23 protein-coding genes are annotated in these 19,643 nt (G+C 34.1%); 15 read left to right on the plus strand and 8 right to left on the minus strand.

Going from position 1 to position 19,643, the window contains the following annotated elements:
- Positions 1-13 precede the first annotated feature (13 nt).
- Entirely contained in the window at positions 14-1,324 is a 1,311-nt protein-coding gene (gene glmU / locus LS70_RS00305) for a bifunctional UDP-N-acetylglucosamine diphosphorylase/glucosamine-1-phosphate N-acetyltransferase GlmU (RefSeq protein ID WP_034288376.1), read from the minus strand.
- A 123-nt stretch (positions 1,325-1,447) separates the two neighbouring features.
- Here glmU and LS70_RS00310 point away from each other — a divergent pair, with 123 nt between their 5' ends.
- The 10 genes from LS70_RS00310 to LS70_RS00355 all read left to right on the plus strand — a co-directional run bounded on the left by LS70_RS00310 (position 1,448) and on the right by LS70_RS00355 (position 8,973).
- Entirely contained in the window at positions 1,448-2,212 is a 765-nt protein-coding gene (locus LS70_RS00310) for a motility protein A (protein WP_034288374.1), read from the plus strand.
- Between the two features lie 10 nt (positions 2,213-2,222).
- Positions 2,223-3,104: an OmpA/MotB family protein gene (locus LS70_RS00315; protein WP_034288371.1), complete on the plus strand. Its 882-nt coding sequence runs from the start codon at positions 2,223-2,225 to the stop codon at positions 3,102-3,104.
- On the plus strand, positions 3,104-3,850 hold the full coding sequence (gene fliP / locus LS70_RS00320; RefSeq protein ID WP_034288368.1) for a flagellar type III secretion system pore protein FliP: 747 nt from the start codon (positions 3,104-3,106) through the stop codon (positions 3,848-3,850). Before LS70_RS00315 ends, fliP begins: the two co-directional genes overlap by 1 nt.
- 87 nt (positions 3,851-3,937) lie before the next feature.
- A complete protein-coding gene (locus tag LS70_RS00325; protein ID WP_034288365.1) occupies positions 3,938-5,680 on the plus strand; it encodes a M3 family oligoendopeptidase in 1,743 nt (580 codons plus the stop codon).
- 19 nt (positions 5,681-5,699) lie between these two features.
- The gene (locus LS70_RS00330; RefSeq protein ID WP_034288364.1) at positions 5,700-6,173 is read left to right on the plus strand and encodes a hypothetical protein; all 474 of its coding nucleotides are present in this window, start codon (positions 5,700-5,702) and stop codon (positions 6,171-6,173) included.
- Between the two features lie 44 nt (positions 6,174-6,217).
- A complete protein-coding gene (locus tag LS70_RS00335; RefSeq protein ID WP_034288363.1) occupies positions 6,218-6,964 on the plus strand; it encodes a DUF5644 domain-containing protein in 747 nt (248 codons plus the stop codon).
- Positions 6,965-6,972: 8 nt separating this feature from the next.
- Complete coding sequence (locus LS70_RS00340; RefSeq protein WP_034288361.1) at positions 6,973-7,791, plus strand: HdrB C-terminal domain-containing protein; 819 nt, start codon at positions 6,973-6,975, stop codon at positions 7,789-7,791.
- Positions 7,792-7,799: 8 nt separating this feature from the next.
- On the plus strand, positions 7,800-8,081 hold the full coding sequence (locus tag LS70_RS00345; protein ID WP_034288359.1) for a hypothetical protein: 282 nt from the start codon (positions 7,800-7,802) through the stop codon (positions 8,079-8,081).
- Positions 8,082-8,089: 8 nt separating this feature from the next.
- Entirely contained in the window at positions 8,090-8,413 is a 324-nt protein-coding gene (cutA, locus tag LS70_RS00350) for a divalent cation tolerance protein CutA (protein WP_034288357.1), read from the plus strand.
- Positions 8,414-8,484: 71 nt separating this feature from the next.
- Positions 8,485-8,973: a hypothetical protein gene (locus LS70_RS00355; protein WP_034288354.1), complete on the plus strand. Its 489-nt coding sequence runs from the start codon at positions 8,485-8,487 to the stop codon at positions 8,971-8,973.
- Here LS70_RS00355 and uvrC read toward each other — a convergent pair.
- The gene (uvrC, locus tag LS70_RS00360; protein ID WP_034288351.1) at positions 8,970-10,811 is read right to left on the minus strand and encodes an excinuclease ABC subunit UvrC; all 1,842 of its coding nucleotides are present in this window, start codon (positions 10,809-10,811) and stop codon (positions 8,970-8,972) included. The two genes, LS70_RS00355 and uvrC, sit on opposite strands and share 4 nt — an antisense overlap.
- Before the next feature lie 20 nt (positions 10,812-10,831).
- Positions 10,832-11,281 carry a hypothetical protein gene (locus tag LS70_RS00365; protein WP_034288348.1) on the minus strand — a complete coding sequence of 150 codons (450 nt, stop codon included), beginning with the start codon at positions 11,279-11,281 and terminating at the stop codon, positions 10,832-10,834.
- Positions 11,282-11,395: 114 nt separating this feature from the next.
- Here LS70_RS00365 and LS70_RS00370 point away from each other — a divergent pair, with 114 nt between their 5' ends.
- Positions 11,396-12,883: an L-aspartate oxidase gene (locus LS70_RS00370; protein ID WP_201273941.1), complete on the plus strand. Its 1,488-nt coding sequence runs from the start codon at positions 11,396-11,398 to the stop codon at positions 12,881-12,883.
- Positions 12,880-13,056 carry a hypothetical protein gene (locus tag LS70_RS09900; RefSeq protein WP_161594689.1) on the plus strand — a complete coding sequence of 59 codons (177 nt, stop codon included), beginning with the start codon at positions 12,880-12,882 and terminating at the stop codon, positions 13,054-13,056. Before LS70_RS00370 ends, LS70_RS09900 begins: the two co-directional genes overlap by 4 nt.
- Here the strand turns inward: LS70_RS09900 and LS70_RS00375 are convergent.
- From LS70_RS00375 to LS70_RS00395, 5 genes are read right to left on the minus strand one after another with little or no spacing between them, the layout of a single operon-like run.
- On the minus strand, positions 13,053-13,790 hold the full coding sequence (locus tag LS70_RS00375; RefSeq protein WP_034288345.1) for an amino acid ABC transporter ATP-binding protein: 738 nt from the start codon (positions 13,788-13,790) through the stop codon (positions 13,053-13,055). The two genes, LS70_RS09900 and LS70_RS00375, sit on opposite strands and share 4 nt — an antisense overlap.
- An 8-nt stretch (positions 13,791-13,798) precedes the next feature.
- Positions 13,799-14,452 (minus strand): amino acid ABC transporter permease, encoded by a 654-nt coding sequence (locus LS70_RS00380; RefSeq protein WP_034288342.1) that lies wholly within the window; start codon positions 14,450-14,452, stop codon positions 13,799-13,801.
- A gap of 29 nt (positions 14,453-14,481) precedes the next feature.
- Positions 14,482-15,108, minus strand: coding sequence for a hypothetical protein (locus LS70_RS00385; RefSeq protein ID WP_052083349.1), 627 nt, complete (start codon positions 15,106-15,108; stop codon positions 14,482-14,484).
- Positions 15,080-16,267 carry an Eco57I restriction-modification methylase domain-containing protein gene (locus tag LS70_RS00390; RefSeq protein ID WP_052083348.1) on the minus strand — a complete coding sequence of 396 codons (1,188 nt, stop codon included), beginning with the start codon at positions 16,265-16,267 and terminating at the stop codon, positions 15,080-15,082. Before LS70_RS00390 ends, LS70_RS00385 begins: the two co-directional genes overlap by 29 nt.
- Position 16,268: 1 nt before the next feature.
- Positions 16,269-16,943, minus strand: a complete 675-nt coding sequence (locus tag LS70_RS00395; RefSeq protein ID WP_138109274.1) for an amino acid ABC transporter permease — start codon at positions 16,941-16,943, stop codon at positions 16,269-16,271.
- Between the two features lie 134 nt (positions 16,944-17,077).
- Between LS70_RS00395 and hemJ the strand changes: the two genes are divergently transcribed.
- From hemJ to ubiE, 3 genes are read left to right on the plus strand one after another with little or no spacing between them, the layout of a single operon-like run.
- Positions 17,078-17,506 carry a protoporphyrinogen oxidase HemJ gene (hemJ, locus tag LS70_RS00400; RefSeq protein WP_034288339.1) on the plus strand — a complete coding sequence of 143 codons (429 nt, stop codon included), beginning with the start codon at positions 17,078-17,080 and terminating at the stop codon, positions 17,504-17,506.
- A gap of 9 nt (positions 17,507-17,515) precedes the next feature.
- Positions 17,516-18,925, plus strand: coding sequence for an argininosuccinate lyase (argH, locus tag LS70_RS00405; protein WP_034288336.1), 1,410 nt, complete (start codon positions 17,516-17,518; stop codon positions 18,923-18,925).
- Positions 18,925-19,641: a bifunctional demethylmenaquinone methyltransferase/2-methoxy-6-polyprenyl-1,4-benzoquinol methylase UbiE gene (gene ubiE / locus LS70_RS00410; RefSeq protein ID WP_034288333.1), complete on the plus strand. Its 717-nt coding sequence runs from the start codon at positions 18,925-18,927 to the stop codon at positions 19,639-19,641. The genes argH and ubiE overlap by 1 nt, the downstream gene beginning before the upstream one ends.
- Positions 19,642-19,643 lie beyond the last annotated feature (2 nt).

The following is a 19,643-nucleotide window of genomic DNA, read 5'->3' on the forward strand; positions in this document are numbered from 1 at the left end:
TACTTAATTAAAATTATAGTTTTTTATTAAAAAATCTATAAAAAAATCCTTCCTTAATGACTTCTTTTCCAAGAGTAACAAAAAATTCACCCTTTTTAAGATTCCGTCTTATTGTGCTGCCCGCACCAATCAAACAATCATCTTCAATCACCACAGGAGCAACAGCTTGAGAATCACTGCCAATAAAAACATTTTTACCAATTTTGGTTTTATGTTTTCCTTTGCCATCATAGTTGCAAGTAATAAAACCTGCACCAATATTTGTGCCACAATCCACTTCACTATCGCCAATATAGCTTAAATGCCCGGCTTTCACGCCATTAAGTGTAGATTTTTTTACTTCTACGAAATTTCCAATATGTGTATTTTCTAGCACGCTTTGTGGGCGCAAATGTGCTAAAGGTCCAACATCACTATTTTTGACAAAACTAGATTCTATAATACTATGCGCTTTAATATGAGATTCTATAATTTTAGAATCCCCACAAATGCTCACACCATTTTCTAAGATACATTCCCCGACAAACTCAACACCTTCTTCTATATATATAGTATTTGGCAGACGCATTAGCACACCCTTTTTCAGCCACGATTCTTTGATTCTATTACCCAAAATCTCTTCTGCTTTTGCAAGGTCTAATTTGTCATTAACGCCTTTAAAATTTTCAAGAGCTACAAAAAGTGGTGCAATTTTTACACTATCTTTGCGCGCAAGAGCGATAATATCCGTTAAATAATATTCTTTTTGTACATTATTATTAGCAAGTTTTGGAATATAGGATTCTAAAATTTCCTTATTAAAGCAATAAATTCCGGCATTTAATGTGCTAAGGGCTAAGATTTTAGAATCCGCATCTTTTTCTTCTATGATTTCTTGGACTTCGTTGTTTTGGATTACAACACGTCCGTATCCATTGACATTTGGCAAATCCAAAACGCTCATTACAATAGGTGAATTAGTATGCAAAAATTGCTCTAATTCACTAGCTTGAATTAAGGGCATATCGCCATTTAATACTAATACTTTTTGATGTTTGGGTGTATATTTTTTTAGCGCGCCACCAGTGCCTGGAAAATTTTCTAAATCTTGAATCAAAAAGCGAATCTTATCCCCAAAATATTCTTGCATTGCCTTTGCGATTCTCTCTTGTTCAAAACCCAAAATCACGCAAACATCATCGCTTAATTTGAGAGATTCCTTGATGCTATAATACAACATTTCACGCCCGCAAATTTTATGCAAAACTTTAGGTGTATTAGATTTCATACGCGTGCCTTTGCCAGCGGCTAAAATTACGATTGATAAGGAATGATTATTTGTCATTTAAGATTCCATATTTTTAAAAATAATTTAAACAAATTTTAACACAATAAAGTTTAAAATTTATTCTTTAGAATCAAAAATCATTTTAAGGGTTGATTTATATCCTTATAAGGAAGTGTAAGTATGGATTTGGGATCAGTTGCAGGCATTTCATTGTCGCTGATATTATTAGGCACAGCGATGACACTTGGTGTAGGAATTGGACCCTACTTTGATGTTCCTTCAATTCTCATTACAGTTGGTGGTTCTATTACAAGCTTATTGATTGCTTACAAAATGGAAAGCATGAAAAAGTTTTTTACTTTTTTTATGATTGCTTTTAAGCCGCAAACTTTTGATGTCCCGGGACTTATTAAGAAACTTGTTGATTATTCTACGCAAGCAAGACGTGATGGGATTCTCTCATTAGAGCAACAATCCAATCAAGAAGAAAATGAATTTTTAAAACGTGGGCTTAATATGGCAATTGACGGCGCAGAGCCTGATAGCATTCGTGATTTGCTAGAAACCGATATGGATAGGACATTAGAGCGACACAAAGATAATGCAGGGATTTTTGATACTTGGGCTGCATTTGCGGGTTCTTATGGAATGTTAGGAACCTTGATTGGTTTGGTTGCGATGCTTTTGAATATGTCTGACCCAGCTTCTATTGGTCCTGCGATGGCGGTTGCATTGCTTACTACATTTTATGGTTCTTTTGTTGGAAATGTCGTAGGTTCGCCTATTGCCAATATTTTAAAAGTGCGTGCAGCTGATGAAGCATTGGTTAAATTACTAATCATTGAAGGGATTATGTCTATTCAAGCAGGCGATAACCCACGCGCACTTGAAGCAAAATTACTGACATTTTTACCTCCAAACCAACGCGTTAGTCAATTTGAATAGAGTTTGAAAAATGGCAAAAACGCGTTGTCCGCCTTGTGATTGTCCTCAAGTTCTACCTCTTTGGCTTGGAACTTATGGGGATATGGTTACACTTATATTAACATTTTTTATTCTGATTCTTTCTATGGTAACTTTTGATGCCAAAAAACTTACAGAAGCTGAAGGAAGTATGAAAGGTGCTCTTTCTTTGCTGAGTGGTGGAATTAAGATTGAGCCAGATAATACAAGAATCCAACAACAAGCCGATATGACAGTAGAACCAGAAACCGCTGAAGAAGTGCGCTTAATTGAGAGTGCAATTTTGGATTTTAAAGAAAATGTTAAAACCTCTTTTGGTCCATCGAATATTGTTGATGATGGGAGTGAAGGTTTTATTTTGCGTTTTAATGGAAAATTACTTTTTGATGAAGGTGAAACAACGCTTTATGATGCAGATGAGATTTTATTTTTGAAACGTCTTGCATTGATTCTACAAAAAATGCCTTCTACTTTGCATTTAGATGTGATTGGTTATACTGATAATCGAGCAATTGCGCCAACGCCAAAGTATAAAGACGATATTGGTTTGAGCGCACTTAGAGCCTTAGGAGTTGAGCGCGTGTTACTAGAAAATAATGTTGATCCAAAGAAGATGACAGCTCTTGGCAATGGTGCGACAAATTTTGTAATGCCAAATACCACAGAAGAGAATCGTCAAAAGAATCGCCGTGTGGAATTTAGATTCTATCCAAATGATAGACATTTGCAAAAAACACAAAGTATTTTGGAGCAAATTATTGAAGAAAAACAACTAGAAAATAATGCAACACAAAACGGGGCGACAACAGAAGTAATTGATACGCAAGTAGAATCTAATGAAGAATCGCAAAATGCACTAATAAGGAATCTTTAGTGCTGCGTTTAGTTTTTCTGCTTTGTTTTAGTGCTATTGCACTTTTAGCAGCTCCAGAACCACAAACACCCACGATTCCAACGGTTGATTTGACACTTAGAGCACCCACAGAACCGGGAGATTTGGTTACTACTTTAAATATTGTTGTTATTTTAACACTCCTTGTTTTAGCGCCTTCTTTAATCTTAATGGCGACAAGTTTTGCTAGAATCTTAATCGTTTTTTCTTTTTTGCGCACTGCAATGGGAACGCAACAATCTCCACCCACACAACTTTTGGTTTCTTTTGCTTTAATTTTAACAATGTTTATTATGGAACCTGTAGCAAAAGAAGGCTATACACAAGGTATAGAACCCTATATAGCTAAGCAGATTCCTTATGATGAAGCTTTTTTGCGTGCCTCACAACCCTTTAAAGACTTTATGATTCGCAACACTCGTCCTAAAGACTTAGCATTGTTTTATCGTATTCGCAACATAGAAAATCCACAAACCGCGCAAGATGTGCCTTTAAGCATTGCGTTACCTGCTTTTATTATTAGCGAGATGAAAACCGCATTCCAAATTGGATTTTTATTGTATTTGCCTTTTTTGGTGATTGATATGGTTATTAGCTCTATCCTTATGGCAATGGGAATGATGATGCTTCCCCCTACGATGATTTCATTGCCTTTTAAGATTCTAATTTTTATTTTGGTTGATGGCTTCAATTTGCTTACGATGAATTTAGTGCAAAGTTTTCGGTAGCAATGGCGTTAGTTTATAAGCGCAAAATTAAGTGCAGTTGCTGTAAAATTTCGTAAAAATTTATCAAAAAGCATTATAAGGAATTTTATGGAAAGCATACAAGATATATGGAATCTCAATCCCCTTTTTGACAATAAAGAATCCCTGCAAGAAGCAAAGAATAATGCAATTTGCAATGCACAAGCTTTTGAGAAAAACTATAAAGGCAATCTTGATACGCTAAATGCGGAATCTTTTTGTCAATGTCTTAGAAAATATGAAAAGATTTGTGAAGAGCTTTCGCGCATTATGACTTACGCGTTTTTGTGTTTTGCAGCAGATACAAATGAGGGTGCATTTTATGCAGAATGCGAAATGGAAGTCAATAAAGCACAAGAGTTTTTGCTATTTTTTGATTTGGAGTTTAATGCGCTTGAAGAGACAAAACAGCAAAAGTTTATTGAAAGTGCAGAGGGTTATGCGTATTATTTGGAATTGTTAGTAAAACAAGCAAAATATCAGCTAAGCTTAAAAGAAGAAAAAATTTTACTAAAAACACAGCCTGTAGGCGTGGATAGCTTTAAGCGTCTCTTTGATGAGCATTTAAGCCATCTGCGTTTTATGATTACTCTTAAAGGGGATTGTAAAGAAGTGAGCGAAGAGGAAGTGTTAAGCTTGCTGTATGATAAGGATAGAGAAGTGCGTAAAATGGCGCAAAAATCCTTAAGTCAAACATTAAAGAAAAATCTCCCACTTTTGACATATATTTATAATGTGGTGCGTAAAGATTTGAAAATTACAGCAGAAATACGTGGCTATGAAAGTTTAGAAGAGTCAAGGCATCTTTCTAATCAAACAACCCAAAAAAGCGTGGATACAATGGTAGAAACGATTAATAGGAATGTTGGAATCGTAGAAGAGTATTACACGCTTAAAGCAAAGATTTTAGGTTATGATTGTTTGTATGATTATGACCGCTATGCACCTATTTATAGTAATAAAGAAGAGAATTTTAGTTATGCGGATTCTAAAAGGATTGTGCTAAAAACTTTTGAAGAGTTTTCACCAAAGTTTTATATGATTGCTAAACGTGCATTTGATGAGGGTTGGATTGACTCACACCCTAGAGAAAATAAAAGAGGAGGGGCATTTAGTCATAGTGCTGTGCCAAGTGTGCATCCGTATTTAATGCTAAATCACACAAATCGTAGGCGTGATGCTTTTACAATGGCACATGAGTTAGGGCATACTATTCATCAATATTTATCTTATTCTGTGGGTTATCTTAATGCGGATACTCCATTAACAACAGCAGAAACAGCGTCTGTATTTGCAGAAATGTTACTTTTTGAAAAAATGCAACAAAGTTTAGAAAAGGAAGAAAAAATCGCCCTTTATGCAGGTAAGCTAGAAGATGTATTCGCGACATTATTTCGTCAAAATGTTTTTACAAATTTTGAACGTTTGGTGCATAAGCAAGAGGGTGAGTTAAGCACAGAGATACTTAATACGCTATGGCAACAAGAGAATCAAAAAATGTTTGGTAAAAGTGTGATTTTAACAGAAAATTATAAGCTATGGTGGTCGTATATTCCACATTTTATCCACACCCCATTTTATTGTTATGCGTATAGTTATGGACAGCTATTAGTGTTTGCACTTTTTGGTGTGTATCGTCTCCAAAGAGAAAATTTTGTGGCAAAATATGAGAAATTTTTAAGTCTTGGTGGAAGTAAATCTCCAAAAGAGCTTGTTGGGATTTTTGGGCTAGATATTGAAAGTGGCGATTTTTGGGAGATTGGAATGCAAGAAGTGAGAAACTTGCTTTCAGGTTTAAAAGAGATTTTGTAAGGAAAAAAGGATAAAATCAATGGAAATTTTATTAAAAGACAAGAAGTTTCAAGCAATGCAAGGAAGGCATTGCCATGAGATTTTAGAGTATTTAATCCGAAAAAAAATCAACTTTTCAATTCTTTGTAATGTAGAATGTGTGAAATTTGAGCCAAGTTTGCCACAAGAGATTCGCAATGCTTTTAGTGATTTAACTTTGTTTATTTTGGCGGGTTATACTTTTGAGAGTTTGGAGCTTGATGAAAAGAATCTTTATTTTGAAGCAGGGTTTGGAGAAGAGAATTTAGGTAGTTTTGTAACAGCTCCACTTGATAGTATTGTGCAAATTTTGTTACCAAATCATGATGGCTTGCAATCAGATTTTTGTATTTATGTCAATCTATTTGCAACATTTGCTAAGATTAAACAAAGTTCTATTGAAGAAGAGGAGGGTATTAATAGTTCTATGCAAGCTCTTTTAGCTAATCCAAAAAACAAAAGATTTAAGAAATAATTTGCTATACTGCACAGATTTTAGTCTCAAACAATGGAGAAAAAATGAATAGAAAAATCAATTTAGAATTATTTCGATTTGATGTAAAAACGGACTATCTACCTTATTTTACAAAGCTTACATTTAAAGTTGATATTGAAAAATCTTTGTTAGATTTGTTAAAAATGGTTCAAGATTCTGTATATGATTATGGATACAACGCATATGGTTTTAAGATTAATGGTGTAGTCGTTTTTGATTTTAATCTTCCTATTTCTGTGCTTATTAAAAAGTTTGGAGACGCGTGGGTTATTGAACCGCTTAATACGCACTTAGCACTTAAAGATTTAATCATTAATATTGAGCCTTTTTTAAACAAGTTAGCTACTTTAAGAGCGTTGGGCTTAGATGAGTTAGCACATGATGAAGTCTTAAGCACTTTTAAAAATACAGATTTTAAGGAAATTTTTGTAGAAAATTTAGAATCAAAAGCTATGAGTAATACATTTTTATTATCTTTTATTCCTTTTGCATATGCAACGCCATTAAGTGTTGAAAATTCTAACTATCTTGGTGAAGCTTATTTTTTATTAGCTGCGGCATTGTATGCAAAGCATAAAACAGAAGGTATTTTAGAAGCGATAAGTAGTTTAGAAGATGGAATCTTTAATGCAGAATCATTGAAGACTTATCTTTTTCCACAAGATGATAGGTTTGATATTTGTATAGAAGAGTTAAAAACTTTGGTGTTTGATCGTTGTGAAAATCCAAAAATCCAAAAGCTTAAAGCTAAAATCTTAAAAAGTTTATAGGAGAATTCATGGAATCTTGTATCCTTTTGCATAATCATTTATATCAATCCTCTGAAATCTTGATAGACAACATTAAGAAACTACTTGATAAACTGCATATTTCCATTGTTCGCACAGAATCCCTCACGCTTGATGATAAGTTTTTGCCTTTTATTGAGCCAATTTCTTATTTTAAACCTATTATCACGCTTCTGCATAAAGCGCATGAAGAAGGACAGAGAGTTTTAATTTGTGATACGCAAAGTTTGTTGGTGGTTGCTAAACTCCTTAAAAAACTTTATGAAAATTCAGAATTTAGAGAAGCGATGAATGAAGCTTGTGCTTGTAATATTGATATTTTAAATCTTGAAAATAGTTTTGTTTTTGCTCCTGAGATTGTGTTTGACGCAATTAAAGTTGCAGAGATTAAACAAAGACGTTGGGAAAGTTTTAAATGCGCATTTGTTTTTGATAGAGAGCTTGAAGAGTATATCAAGGAATCCCAAATTTTATTGCGTGCAGAGAGCATTACAGGGCTAAAGATTCTACCATTTTTTAAAAATAGTTATGCGTATTTATTGCAAAGCAATCCCGAATTAGCTTACAAAATGGCTGCAATGGATTATTATGAAATGGTAGATTGTGGAATAGATTTTATTATTACGCCAAACATTGGAAATTTTGAATTAATGGATAAGCACACAAAAGCATTACAAGATATTTCTGGGCGTGATACAGCAGAGATTCCACTTTTGTTTGTGCCACAAGTAATTTTAGCTCTCTTTATGGACACAAAAGCAGAGTTTTTAGGGTTTGACTCACATAAAATTAGACCACAAATGCTTTAATAAAGAAAATGGTTTCTGCATTAAAAGTTGTCATTTCGCTTGCAATTGCGATGGCTTGGTATCAGCTAACTTCCAATCAAGAAACAGCGATTTTTTTCTTTGTTTTAATGCTTGTAATATTTTTTGTCCGTCCTATTGCCTATCAAAGTCAAACAGAACGAGAAGAATTTATTGAAAAATACAGACGTTCCAAAGAGCGTCAAAGAAACCTAGAAAAAATGCGTCAAGAAGAAAAGAAAAAAGCCTTAGAAGAAAAGAAAAAAAGAATGGGCGGAGAGAAAGAAAAATAGGCTTACAAATGCGGTTAATGCTACTTCAAACAACAACTACGGAATCTAATGCTAAGATTCTGATTAAAGTCGCATTGGGTTGCGGTTTAAGCCCTTGTATCCAACAAATGCAAATCCAAAGCCATTATATGTGGGCAAAGGATTCTAAAACTTTAGAAGTCGTCAATGAAAATGAGATTCTGCTAAGTTTTAAAGTTTTTAAAAAAGATTTTAAGGCTTTAAAGAAACTTCTTTTAAAGCACCACACTTACGAGCTCCCTGAAATTATTGGAATCCATCTGCAAAAAGTCTCAAAACCTTATAAGAAATGGTGTAAAAGTGCATTTGCGTAGAGTTTTTATCTAAAATGGAATAAATTTTGCTTTTATCTTAAAGTGAAAAACTTTAAATAAAAGGAAAAGTCATGCAAGTTAGTGATAAAAATAATCAAATGTGGGGTTTGTTAAGTCAAGCGTATGACCAAAATAAATCTAGCAATCTTACGGGCTATACTAACAATAGCAATTCTAATTCTATTTTTTCCACAGAAAAAACACAAAAATCCCAAAACGTTGATACACTATTTGATGTCGTAAATTCTACTGGAGTGATGACAAATGATATTGAAGATGTTTTAACGCTAAGCCATGATTTTTCAAAAATGCGTGATTTTGCAAAGGAATTTAGCATAAAAGGAAATCTTAGCGAGTTAGGTGATGCAATGGCACAAAGTGGAATCTTAAATAAAGAAGAAAAAATGGGCTTTGATGTGCTTTATAAAATTAACCCAAGTTTAGATTCTGCACAAACACAAAATATCTTGCAAAATTCAAATTTAAGCAAAGAAAATATAAATTTACTAAGTAATGTAGATAGAAAAATTGGTGCAGTGCGCTATTTTGGAAATTTTTAATGTAGTGCGTTAAAGACAGCATTTGCAAGATTTTCAGAAAGAACTTTTTTGAGCTCTTCTAAGCTTGTATTTTCTATAGCTTCAAAACTTCCAAAATATGCGAGTAGCTTATTTTGGATTGCTTTGCCTACACCTTTAACTTCTAAAATCTTAGAGTGTTGCATTATTTTTTGTTTTTGTTTTTGGTGAAAAGTGATAGCGAAGCGATGTGCTTCATCACGCAATTTTTGTAAAAATTGTAAGCGTTTATCACTAGTGCTTAAACGATATTCTTCTAAATTTTCATCTCTTAAAATATCTCTTGCGTTACCTTTAGCGCGATGTGCTTTGCTATCTAATTTTTCTTTTGCGATTCCAATAACTTCTAAATTCACACCAGCACTATTTAGTAGCTCTTTTGCAAGATTGATTTGTCCAGCTCCTCCATCTAATACCCATAAATCAGGGGGAGATTCCATCTCAAAATCTTGTATGCGGCGGCTTAACATTTCGCGCATTTGCGTGTATTCATCTTTGCCTTCTAACAAATAATGGTGATAAGATTCCTTGATAAAGTCTTTGCTATCATACACAACCATTGCTCCAACGCATTGCGCTCCTTTGTGATGAGAAGTATCGAAGACTTCAAAGCGATAAGGTGTGCTTTGTAAAGAAAAGAGTGCTTTAAGAGAGCTAAAAATTTCTTCTTCATCATTTTGTTCTAATCGCAAAATCTCTCTTCCATTTTGTAATGCAAGCTCGCATAAACGTTTTTTATCTCCACTTTTTGGATAATGAATTGTAATTTTTTTGCCCGTTTTTTCATACAAAAATGTTTCAAGCTCTTGTGTGCTATCTCCTAAATCAAAAGGAATAAGAATCTGTTTTGGGATAAGTGGCAAAGTGTTAGAATAGTAATTTACAATAGCTTGTTTGTAGATTTCCAGTTTTTCAAAACCCATCTCACTTTTAATGCTTTGTGTAGCACTTGAGATGATTCTCCCATTGCGCATAAAAAATTTGACTAACACAGCACGCTTTTCTTCGCATACAAGCGCAAAGACATCTAAGTCGATTAAATTTGCAAAATCCACAGAAGAGAGTGGATTTAATTGTTGAATCTTTGCGATTCTATCGCGTAAGATTCCAGCTTCTTCAAAGCGCAGATTTTCAGAGAGTTGAAGCATTTTTTTTTCTAAAAGGGGTAGAATCTTTTTGGGATTTTCTACGCATTCTAGGGCATTTTGCAGAATTGTTGCATATTCTTTAGTTGTAATCTTTCCTTCACAAGGTGCTAAACAGCGATGAATTTGATAAAACAAACAAGCTTTTTTACCTTTTTTGCAAGCTTCTTTTTGCACTAAAGGGAAGATTTCATAAATAGAATCCAAAAGATCTCTAGCTCCCATAGAAAATGGACCAAAGTAGCGCAAACCTTGCTTTTTGAAAACTTTTCTTGTAAGCAAAATGCGCGGAAAATCTTCTTGTAAATCTACGCACAAATAAGGATAAGTCTTATCATCGCGCAACAAAATATTATATTTTGGCTTGAGTTGTTTAATAAGAGAATTTTCTAAAATTAGCGCGTCATTTTCGTCTTTAACGACAATATAACGCAATTGTGCAATTTGACGCACCATTTGTGCAATTCTTGGGCTTAGGTTTGGAGCAGGGGAAAGAGTTGGAGTAAAGCGAAAATAACTTTTAATGCGGTTTTTGAGATTCTTTGCTTTGCCGACATATAAAAGCCTGCCTTGTGTATCAAAATAGTGATACACCCCACTATCATTTGGAACTTTTTTTAATGTTTCAAGCAAGGTTTCAGATAAGGGAGTAAGAAGAGTTTTTGTTTCTTGCATTGGTGAATCTTTTGATAAAATTATTCTTGAGCTTTTAAAATAACATTTCTGATAGATTCAAAAAGTGCATAAATTTCTGGATTCTGTGCTAAGTTTTTAAACTCTCCTTTGCTTAATTCTCCATAAGTTTGTGGAATCGCTTTTTCTTGATTTTTTTCTACTTCTTTTTGATAAATATTGTGTGTTACAAAGACTTTAATATCTGTGGTTTGTAAAAGTGCATTTTTTTCTTGTTGATATTGTTTTAAAAGTTGTTTGACTAAAGCAATTTTATGATAGAATTCTTGCTTGAAACAAGGGTGTTTTAAAGCAATGAATAAAATTTTATCCCGAGTAAAGCTAAAAGCGATTCCATTTTTTAAGCTTAAAGGTAATAGTTGGATAAAATACTGCGATTCCCTAACTTCGTGTAATTTTCTAAAACTAGGAGAATTTAAAAGATGTGTCAAAACTTCCGATACATTTTTCATTTTTTGATTATAACACAGATTCTTTTGTTTGGCACTTTAAGTGTGGGTTGTGGGTTTAAAGATGAACCTTTTAGACCAAAGAATGCGCAAACAACACAATAATAAAGAATGTCAATGTTGCATTTTGATGTGATTATTGTAGGTGCAGGTGTTGCTGGGCTCTATGCTTCATTAAATTTACCTAAACATCTAAAAGTTTTGATTTTATGCAAGGACCAGCCTTGGGAGTGTAATACTTTTTATGCGCAAGGTGGAATCGCAGTAGCAAAAGATATAGAAGATATTGCTTTGCATATTAAAGATACTTTAAATGCTGGTGCTGGAATGTGCAATGAAGAAGCGGTAAAAACGCTAAGTCAAGAAAGCCTAGAAGTCTTAGAAGATTTAATTTTGCGCCAAATTCCTTTTGATAAAGATGAGTTTGGAAACCTTCTTTTTACTAAAGAAGCTGCACATAGCACTTCGCGTATTATTCATGCGGGTGGGGATTCCACAGGGAGAGCATTACACTCACATTTGATTGCACAAATTTCACACACATTGTGGAAAAATGCAACTGTAACAGAGCTTTTAATCGAAAATAATCATTGCTATGGAGTTAGCGTGCTAACAAAGCGTGGAAATTATAATCTTTATGCAAACCATATTATCCTAGCAAGTGGTGGCGTTGGTGCGCTTTTTGAGTATCATACAAATGCTTATACAATTTCTAGTGAGCTGCATGGAATGATTATTGAAAGTGGGTTGAGACTTAAAGATATGGAAATGTTGCAGTTTCACCCTACTGTATTTGTAAAAACACACCACGCGCGTAAAATGTTACTTAGTGAAGCATTAAGAGGAGAGGGAGCAAAAATCGTAGATTTTTGGGGAGAACGTTTTTTGTTTGATTATGACAAAAAAGGTGAGCTTGCACCTAGAGATAAAGTTGCTAGAAGTATCTTTGATTACAAAATGAAACTAAAAGAAAAATTTAAAAAACAAGAAGAACAAGAAATCTATTTAGATTTAAGTGCTTTTTCTAAAGAATTTTTTTATAATCGCTTTCCTAATATTTCACGAAATCTTAGTGCATTTGGATTTGATTTGCCAAAAGATAAGATTCCAATCTCTCCAGCTTTTCATTATTGTATGGGTGGGATTGAAACTGATGGTGTTGGAAAGGTTATAGGAATGGAGAATCTTTATGCAGTTGGCGAGTGTGCTTGCACAGGAGTGCATGGCGCAAATCGTCTAGCGTCAAATTCCTTGCTTGAAGGTTTGGTTTTTTCAAGACGGAGTGCAAGGGATATTTTAGGAAGTTATGGCGCAAAAACAGAGCATAAAATTCGAGAATTTTTATTACATACAGAAGTTTTACAAAATGCTCAAGATGAGAATCTTAAAGCAATTTTGCGCAATTTAATGTGGAACAAAGTCGGCATTATGCGCAAAAAATCAGGACTTAATGAGGCTTTAGGAGGTGTAGAAGTTATGCTACAAAGTGGAGTGGGGCGTTTGTTGCGCTTGCGTTTGCTAACAGCAAAAAATATTATAGAATCTGCCCTTAAGCGTGATGCTTCTGTGGGGGCACATTATCTAACTGATGAAGGATTACAATGAGAAATAAAATGAGATTACGTAATAAGTTCAAAAATAAATTCAAAAAAAATGAAGAAATAAAAATGAAACAGATTAGAAAAACACTTTTGAAAGATTTAGAAGAGATTCAAAAAAGACCTAGGCGTCCCAAAAAGAACAAAGTGATGTCTGAACAAGATTATTCATTCTTTTAAAATTCAAAGATATTAAGAAATTTCTTCGCACGCTCACTTTTAGGGTTTGTGAAAAACTCTTTAGGAGTTGCGATTTCTGCAATCTTTCCGTGGTCAAAAAATACGATTCTATCTGCGACATGCTCTGCAAATTTCATTTCATGGGTTACTAGAATCATTGTCATGCCGTTTTCTGCAAGCTCTTTAATCACATCAAGCACTTCTTTAACCATTTCTGGGTCTAAGGAAGCGGTTACCTCATCAAAAAGCATAATTTCTGGATTCATACACAATGCGCGCACAATCGCAACGCGTTGTTTTTGCCCTCCGCTTAACTCTTTGGGATAGGAATCCTTTTTGTTAGCTAATCCTACGCGTTCTAAAAGCTTTAAAGCTTGTTCTTTTGCATCTTTGAGATTGCGATTCTGCACTTTTTGTGGAGCAAGAGTAATATTTTCTAAAACATTCAAATGCGGGAATAATTCATAATTTTGAAAAACCATACCGATTTTTTGGCGCACCTTGCTCCATTTTGTTTGCACATTTTCGCCACTAATTTGGATATTATCCAAATAAATCCTACCACCTTGTATGGATTCTAATCCATTAATACAGCGCAAAAATGTGCTTTTTCCACAACCACTTGGTCCTAAAATCGCGCAAACCTCACCTTTTTTGACTTCTAAACTCACACCATCTAAAACAAGATTATCAGCATATTTCTTAACAATATTTTCTAGTTTTAATAAAATCATTGTTTTCCTTAAACAAGTTTTTTTTCTAAATTGTGACTAAGCAAGGATAGCGGGTAGCAAAGCATAAAATACACAATAAAGATTCCACCATACACCCAAAAACTCGCAGTTGGGTAAGAAATGAGATTCACTTCAATAATTTGCTGCCCAACTTTAAGCATATCACTCACGCCAATAAGTGCCGCTAAAGAAGTGGTTTTAATCATTCTTGTAAAAAGATTCACAAGGCTTGGCAAAAGACGTTTGAAACTTTGTGGAATGATGATAAAAACTTGCACTTGCCATTCTTTTAGCCCCAAAGCTCTTGCACTTTCGCTTTGGTGTGGAGGTAAGCTTGAAATTGCTCCACGCACTAAATCTCCCATTTCAGCAATCCCCCAAAGGCTAAATGCCAAAATACACGCGCCAACACCACTTAGATTGATTAGGCTTGAAAACCCAAAATAAATAATAAAAAGCCACGCAAGAATTGGAATAATCCTAATGGATTCTAAATAAAGCCTGCAAACAAAGCGCAAAAATCTTGAATGCAAAGTCATAACATAGCCCAAAATAAAGCCAAAAATACAAGAGAATAGAATCGCAATTAGCGCAATTTGAAGCGTTACAAACACACCTTCTAAGATTCTTAAAATATTTTGGGGCACAAATAATAATTCCATCTAAGATTCCTAATATTAGTTATTTCATTTTATTCTGTATCTAAAATTTTATGATTTACAAGCATTTCTTTTAGCGCAAAAGGATAGCCTTTGACTTTTTTATCCCAACTTTCTATATAAGTTTTTAAAATATATCGCGTTGCTTCAATCTCGCTTCTATCCGAAAACTCCCTATTTTTAGACCAATCACATTGAAAGGGTAAATTATTGCCATTTGGCACAAGTGTTTGGATTCTTTTAAGCGATGTATAAAAGCAATCTTTTGTATCATTTTTATTAATAACTAAAAAATAATAATCATAGCCTATTTTTAACTCATCTGCTAACATTTTATGGAATTTATCCCAAGATAGAGGCATATTTTTTATCCCGCTTAAAGCATATCCCATACCTAGTTTTGAGGAGCAATTATCCGCTACGCTATTGCTCAAATCTGAAATTTTAATATTGATAAAAATTTCATCTTTATCTACGATTCTAAAGTCATACCATTCCCTAATGCTTGGCACTTTTATCTCTTTAAAATTTTCAATCAATTTTTTTAAAATTATTTCTTCATTTGTAGCAGAATTTAATCTACCATCATCACTTTCATTTGTTAATGTAATCGGATTATTTTGCAAAAAATCAACAATATTTTCTAAATACACAATCATCTATCATCGCCTCTTTTAAAGATTTTTGAGCAAAAATATATCTGCCACCTGTTACAAATCCCATTTGCTCCCAATTTAAATGATTTAATTCTTCAACTGCTTTCTCTAAATCCAAAGGAATCTTTGGAAAAAGTGCTAAAATAGAGCCGTCCCACTTTTTGCAGTTATTAATAAAAAATGGTTTTTTATTTCTAGTTTTACAATTTACATAGATTCTAGGCTCATTTTCTCTAAAATTTACTGGACGCCCCCAAGCCCACCAATTCTTTTCATCAAACTTCTTAATACCACGATTGATTAAAATCTCTTTATATTGCTCAAGCTCTAAATCATACCTTTCATAAATCATTTTTTTAAGCTTTCCTGTTTTTGCTGTTTGCGAACAAACAAACTCTTCTCCCTTATTATTTGCGAAAACTTCATCTTTGCCACTTACTGCACCTACTTTTATATCAAAAATCTCTCCTAATGATTTTACTTTCAAACTCTCGCTAAAAGAAATGATTCCATCTTTAATGAGTAAATATTTCTCTCCTTTAAAGGTTTGTGTTTTATAAGAAAAATTGCCCTTTTCATACCTAAAAATACAAATATTAGGGCAAGATTCTTTGAATAATTTTGTATCTCCATAATCAAAAAAATGTGTGATTGTCCCATTATCTAGCAACAATTTATTTGTGTATCTTGCTGATGTGAGTTTTATAAAATCTCTTGGGACAATAAAAATCAATTCACCACCATTTTTTAAATGATAAAAACATTTTTCAATGAAATAAAGATATAAATTTGCTTCAACATTGATATTTGTTTGGTGGGTAATTTTTAAAAATTTATTATCTACATAAGGAGGATTGCCTATAATTGTATCAAATTTCTCAAAAGTAGGATAGTTAAAAAAATCCATATTTAGCACTCTTTTGTCTTTTATCAAATCTGTATCAATTTCAATAAAAACAGCATTTTCATTGAAGCATTTTCTAAATGCTAGATTTCCGCAACTTGGTTCTAAAAGTCTGCCATTTTTATTTTGTATTAAAGAAATACATTTATTGACAAGATTCTTAGGGCTAAAAAACTGCCCCAAATCTCTTTTGAGACCAAATGGAGTAATCTTGCCTTTAAGATGATGTGATTTTTCAACAAAAAAGAATCTCTCCATCTCACACCAAATACCGCTTATAATGTTTCTCTAAAAGCGAAAAGAGAATTGATAAAGGCAGTAATACCACCAAATAGCAAAGCACAAGTAAGAGCAAAGTTTCATTTGTTTTATAATAGCTGCCAATTAAATCTTTAGTTACATACAGCACATCTGCAAGCGCAATCGCGCTAACTACGGAAGTTTCTTTGAGCAAAAAAATCGCATTAGCACCAATGTAGGGCAAACTCACCATAAGGCTTTGTGGCAACACCACAAAAAGCACAAGTTGCAATTCACTAAGTCCCAAACTCCGCCCAGATTCTAACTGAATCTTTCCAACAGCTTCTAGCCCAGAGCGGAAGGATTCTGCCATATAACTTCCACCAAGAAAGGTTACACCAATTAACGCACAAGTGTAGCTATCTAGCTTTAGCCCAATTTGGGGCAATCCATAATACAAAAAGAAAAGCTGAATCAGTAAAGGCGTATTGCGTGAAAGCTCAATATAACCTTGAGCTAATGGTGTTAAAAAGCGGAATTTATAGTATTGCACAACAGCAATAAAGAATCCCAAAAGTATAGAAAATAGGATTCCAAAAAAGGATAAATGGAGTGTTAGCCACAAAGCTTTTGTAAAGGTTGGAATCGCGTTTTTAATAAATACAAAATCAAGGTTGAAAAACAATTCGCCCAAAAAGAATCCTTGTTGTTTTAAAAAATAATTTTGTCAATTTTGTAAGAATTATACAAAAAAGATGATTAATTTTCCGCCCACTTTTAAGTCTGTTTTGCTACAATTTTGACTTTTATCACTTTTTGGAGGTATTTATGACCTATTTTTATGTGAAGATTTTTCATATTGTGGCGTTTGTATCGTGGATGGCGATGCTCTTTTATCTACCTCGCCTTTTTGTGTATCACGCAGAGCATATCAATAATACTGGTTTTGTAGAAGTTGTAAAGATTCAAGAAGAAAAACTTTTTAATTTTATCGGTTATCCTGCGCTACTTTGCACATTGATTTCTGGAATCTGGCTAATCGTATTAGAGCCTAGCTGGTTAAATGGGGGTTGGCTACACGCAAAGATTCTCATTGTTGTGATTTTAGCAGCATATCATTATAGTTTGTATCGTTATATGATAGCTTTTAGGGAGAATCGTTGTTTTAAAAGTGGTAAATTTTTCCGCGCGTATAATGAAGTTCCAACACTTGCAATTATTGTGATTACCATTTTAGTGATTCTAAAACCATTTTAAAGGCGCATTATGGCAAATCAAAAACTATGGGGCGGGCGATTTAGCGCAAGTGCAGCAGAGATTTTAGATGCTTTTAATGCGTCTTTGCCTTTTGATAAAAAGCTTTATAAACAAGACATTTTAGGCTCAAAAACACATGCAAAAATGCTTGCAAATTGTGGAATCCTAACACAAGAAGAAGCAGAGATAATTTGCAATGGGCTAGAAAAAGTGCAACAAGAAATTTTAGCAGGGGAATTTGTCTTTAAGCTTAGTGATGAAGATATTCATATGGCAGTGGAGAGCCGCTTGACAGAATTAATTGGCGATGTTGGTAAAAAACTGCATACTGCAAGAAGTCGCAACGACCAAGTCGCGCTAGATTTTAGGCTTTTTGTGCAAGATTCTAATCAACATTTGCGCACACTTGTTTTAACGCTTATTACGACTTTGCTTAATATTGCAAAAGAGCATACACAAAGTATGCTTCCGGGTATGACGCATTTGCAACACGCACAACCTGTAAATTTTGGCTTTTTGCTTTGCGCGTATGCTTGTATGTTTGTCCGAGATTTTGAGCGATTGGAATCTTCTTTTAAGCGCAATAATTTTTGTCCATTAGGCGCAGCAGCACTTGCGGGAACACCTTATAAAACAGATAGGCATTTTGTCGCAAAGCAATTAGGATTTACCGCGCCAACATTAAATGCCACAGATTCTGTGAGTGATAGGGATTTTGCCTTAGATTTTTTGTATGATAGCAGTATGCTTGCAATGCATATTTCAAGGCTTGCTGAAGAGCTTGTGCTTTGGAGTAGTTATGAGTTTAAATTCATCACTTTAAGCGATGCGTATTCTACGGGAAGTTCTATTATGCCTCAAAAGAAAAACCCCGATGTTCCCGAGCTTTTGCGTGGCAAAAGTGGGCGCGTGTATGGGAATTTGATGAGCCTTTTAGTTGTGATGAAAGGCTTACCGCTTGCTTATAATAAAGACACACAAGAGGATAAAGAAGGGGTTTTTGATAGTTTTGAAACTTTAGATATTTCTTTAAGAATCTTAAACAGCGTTCTAAAAACAATGCAAATTAACACAGATTCTATGCTAAAAGCTTGTAAAGTAGGGCATTTAAGTGCGACAGATTTAGCAGATTTTCTTGTGCAGCATTGTGAGATTCCTTTTAGAGAAGCGCACCATATCACAGGAAAAGCCGTAGCGCACGCAGAATCCTTGCATAAGGATTTGAGCGATTTAAGCGTGCAGGAGTTATGTTCTGTGGATTCTAGGATTCCACAAGAAGCGCATAAGAGTTTGGATTTAAGAGCGTCAATGAATAGTCGCAATTCTTATGGCGGGACTTCCACAGAATCCACATTAGTGCAGATTGAAAGCTTAAATGCGTGGTTGAATCTTGCTAAAAATACATTAGGAGAAGCATAATGTCAAAGCAGCAAGAAATCATCGCAATGTTTGATAATATTGCGGGGAGTTATGATTTGACAAACCGCGTGATGAGCTGCGGGATAGATATTGCTTGGCGCAAAAAAGCTTGTCAATTAGCATTTAAAAATCTATCCAAAGATTCTTTAAATGCTGTAAATATCGCTGATGTTGCTTGTGGGACAGGAGATATGATAAGCCATTGGCAAAAAAATGCAAACAAAGAAAATGTAAAAATCCAAAGCATTGTAGGGCTTGACCCAAGCGAGGGAATGCTAAATGTCGCACGCAAAAAACTTCCAGAAGTTGAGTTTGTGCAATGTGAGGCGACTAAGATTCCTTTGGAGAGCGCAAGCAAGGATATTATAAGCATTGCCTATGGAATCCGAAATGTCGTAGAAAGAAAGCAAGCATTAGAAGAGTTTGCGCGTGTGCTTAAACCAAATGGAATCTTAGTAATTTTAGAATTTACCAAATGCGAGAATCCTAGCTTTTTAGAAAAATTAATGGGATTTTATACGAAAAATATTTTGCCTTTTGTAGGCGGGATTGTTTCAAGAAATTACCGCGCATATCGTTATTTACCGGATTCTATTGAGGAATTTTTAACCGCAGATAAGCTTAATAGCGAACTTAATGCAGTTAGCTTAAAACCCCTTTATACAAAAGCATTTTCCGCAAGTGTCTGTACGCTTTTTATCGCTAAAAAACTTTAAAA

Origin of the sequence: Helicobacter sp. MIT 11-5569 (assembly GCF_000765695.2) — a bacterium.
Classification (GTDB): Bacteria; Campylobacterota; Campylobacteria; order Campylobacterales; family Helicobacteraceae; genus Helicobacter_D.

Bases quoted from the DNA above. Each gene is read 5' to 3' on its own strand.
- glmU (WP_034288376.1), bottom strand. From the start codon at position 1,324: ATGACAAATAATCATTCCTTATCAATCGTAATTTTAGCCGCTGGCAAA.
- LS70_RS00390 (WP_052083348.1), bottom strand. From the start codon at position 16,267: ATGGAGAGATTCTTTTTTGTTGAAAAATCACATCATCTTAAAGGCAAG.
- LS70_RS00365 (WP_034288348.1), bottom strand. From the start codon at position 11,281: ATGAAAAATGTATCGGAAGTTTTGACACATCTTTTAAATTCTCCTAGT.
- LS70_RS00370 (WP_201273941.1), top strand. From the start codon at position 11,396: ATGTTGCATTTTGATGTGATTATTGTAGGTGCAGGTGTTGCTGGGCTC.
- LS70_RS00315 (WP_034288371.1), top strand. From the start codon at position 2,223: ATGGCAAAAACGCGTTGTCCGCCTTGTGATTGTCCTCAAGTTCTACCT.
- LS70_RS00385 (WP_052083349.1), bottom strand. From the start codon at position 15,108: ATGATTGTGTATTTAGAAAATATTGTTGATTTTTTGCAAAATAATCCG.
- uvrC (WP_034288351.1), bottom strand. From the start codon at position 10,811: ATGCAAGAAACAAAAACTCTTCTTACTCCCTTATCTGAAACCTTGCTT.
- LS70_RS00310 (WP_034288374.1), top strand. From the start codon at position 1,448: ATGGATTTGGGATCAGTTGCAGGCATTTCATTGTCGCTGATATTATTA.
- LS70_RS00335 (WP_034288363.1), top strand. From the start codon at position 6,218: ATGAATAGAAAAATCAATTTAGAATTATTTCGATTTGATGTAAAAACG.
- hemJ (WP_034288339.1), top strand. From the start codon at position 17,078: ATGACCTATTTTTATGTGAAGATTTTTCATATTGTGGCGTTTGTATCG.
- LS70_RS00355 (WP_034288354.1), top strand. From the start codon at position 8,485: ATGCAAGTTAGTGATAAAAATAATCAAATGTGGGGTTTGTTAAGTCAA.
- LS70_RS00330 (WP_034288364.1), top strand. From the start codon at position 5,700: ATGGAAATTTTATTAAAAGACAAGAAGTTTCAAGCAATGCAAGGAAGG.
- LS70_RS00340 (WP_034288361.1), top strand. From the start codon at position 6,973: ATGGAATCTTGTATCCTTTTGCATAATCATTTATATCAATCCTCTGAA.
- ubiE (WP_034288333.1), top strand. From the start codon at position 18,925: ATGTCAAAGCAGCAAGAAATCATCGCAATGTTTGATAATATTGCGGGG.
- LS70_RS00375 (WP_034288345.1), bottom strand. From the start codon at position 13,790: ATGATTTTATTAAAACTAGAAAATATTGTTAAGAAATATGCTGATAAT.
- LS70_RS00345 (WP_034288359.1), top strand. From the start codon at position 7,800: ATGGTTTCTGCATTAAAAGTTGTCATTTCGCTTGCAATTGCGATGGCT.
- LS70_RS09900 (WP_161594689.1), top strand. From the start codon at position 12,880: ATGAGAAATAAAATGAGATTACGTAATAAGTTCAAAAATAAATTCAAA.
- argH (WP_034288336.1), top strand. From the start codon at position 17,516: ATGGCAAATCAAAAACTATGGGGCGGGCGATTTAGCGCAAGTGCAGCA.
- LS70_RS00325 (WP_034288365.1), top strand. From the start codon at position 3,938: ATGGAAAGCATACAAGATATATGGAATCTCAATCCCCTTTTTGACAAT.
- cutA (WP_034288357.1), top strand. From the start codon at position 8,090: ATGCGGTTAATGCTACTTCAAACAACAACTACGGAATCTAATGCTAAG.
- LS70_RS00380 (WP_034288342.1), bottom strand. From the start codon at position 14,452: ATGGAATTATTATTTGTGCCCCAAAATATTTTAAGAATCTTAGAAGGT.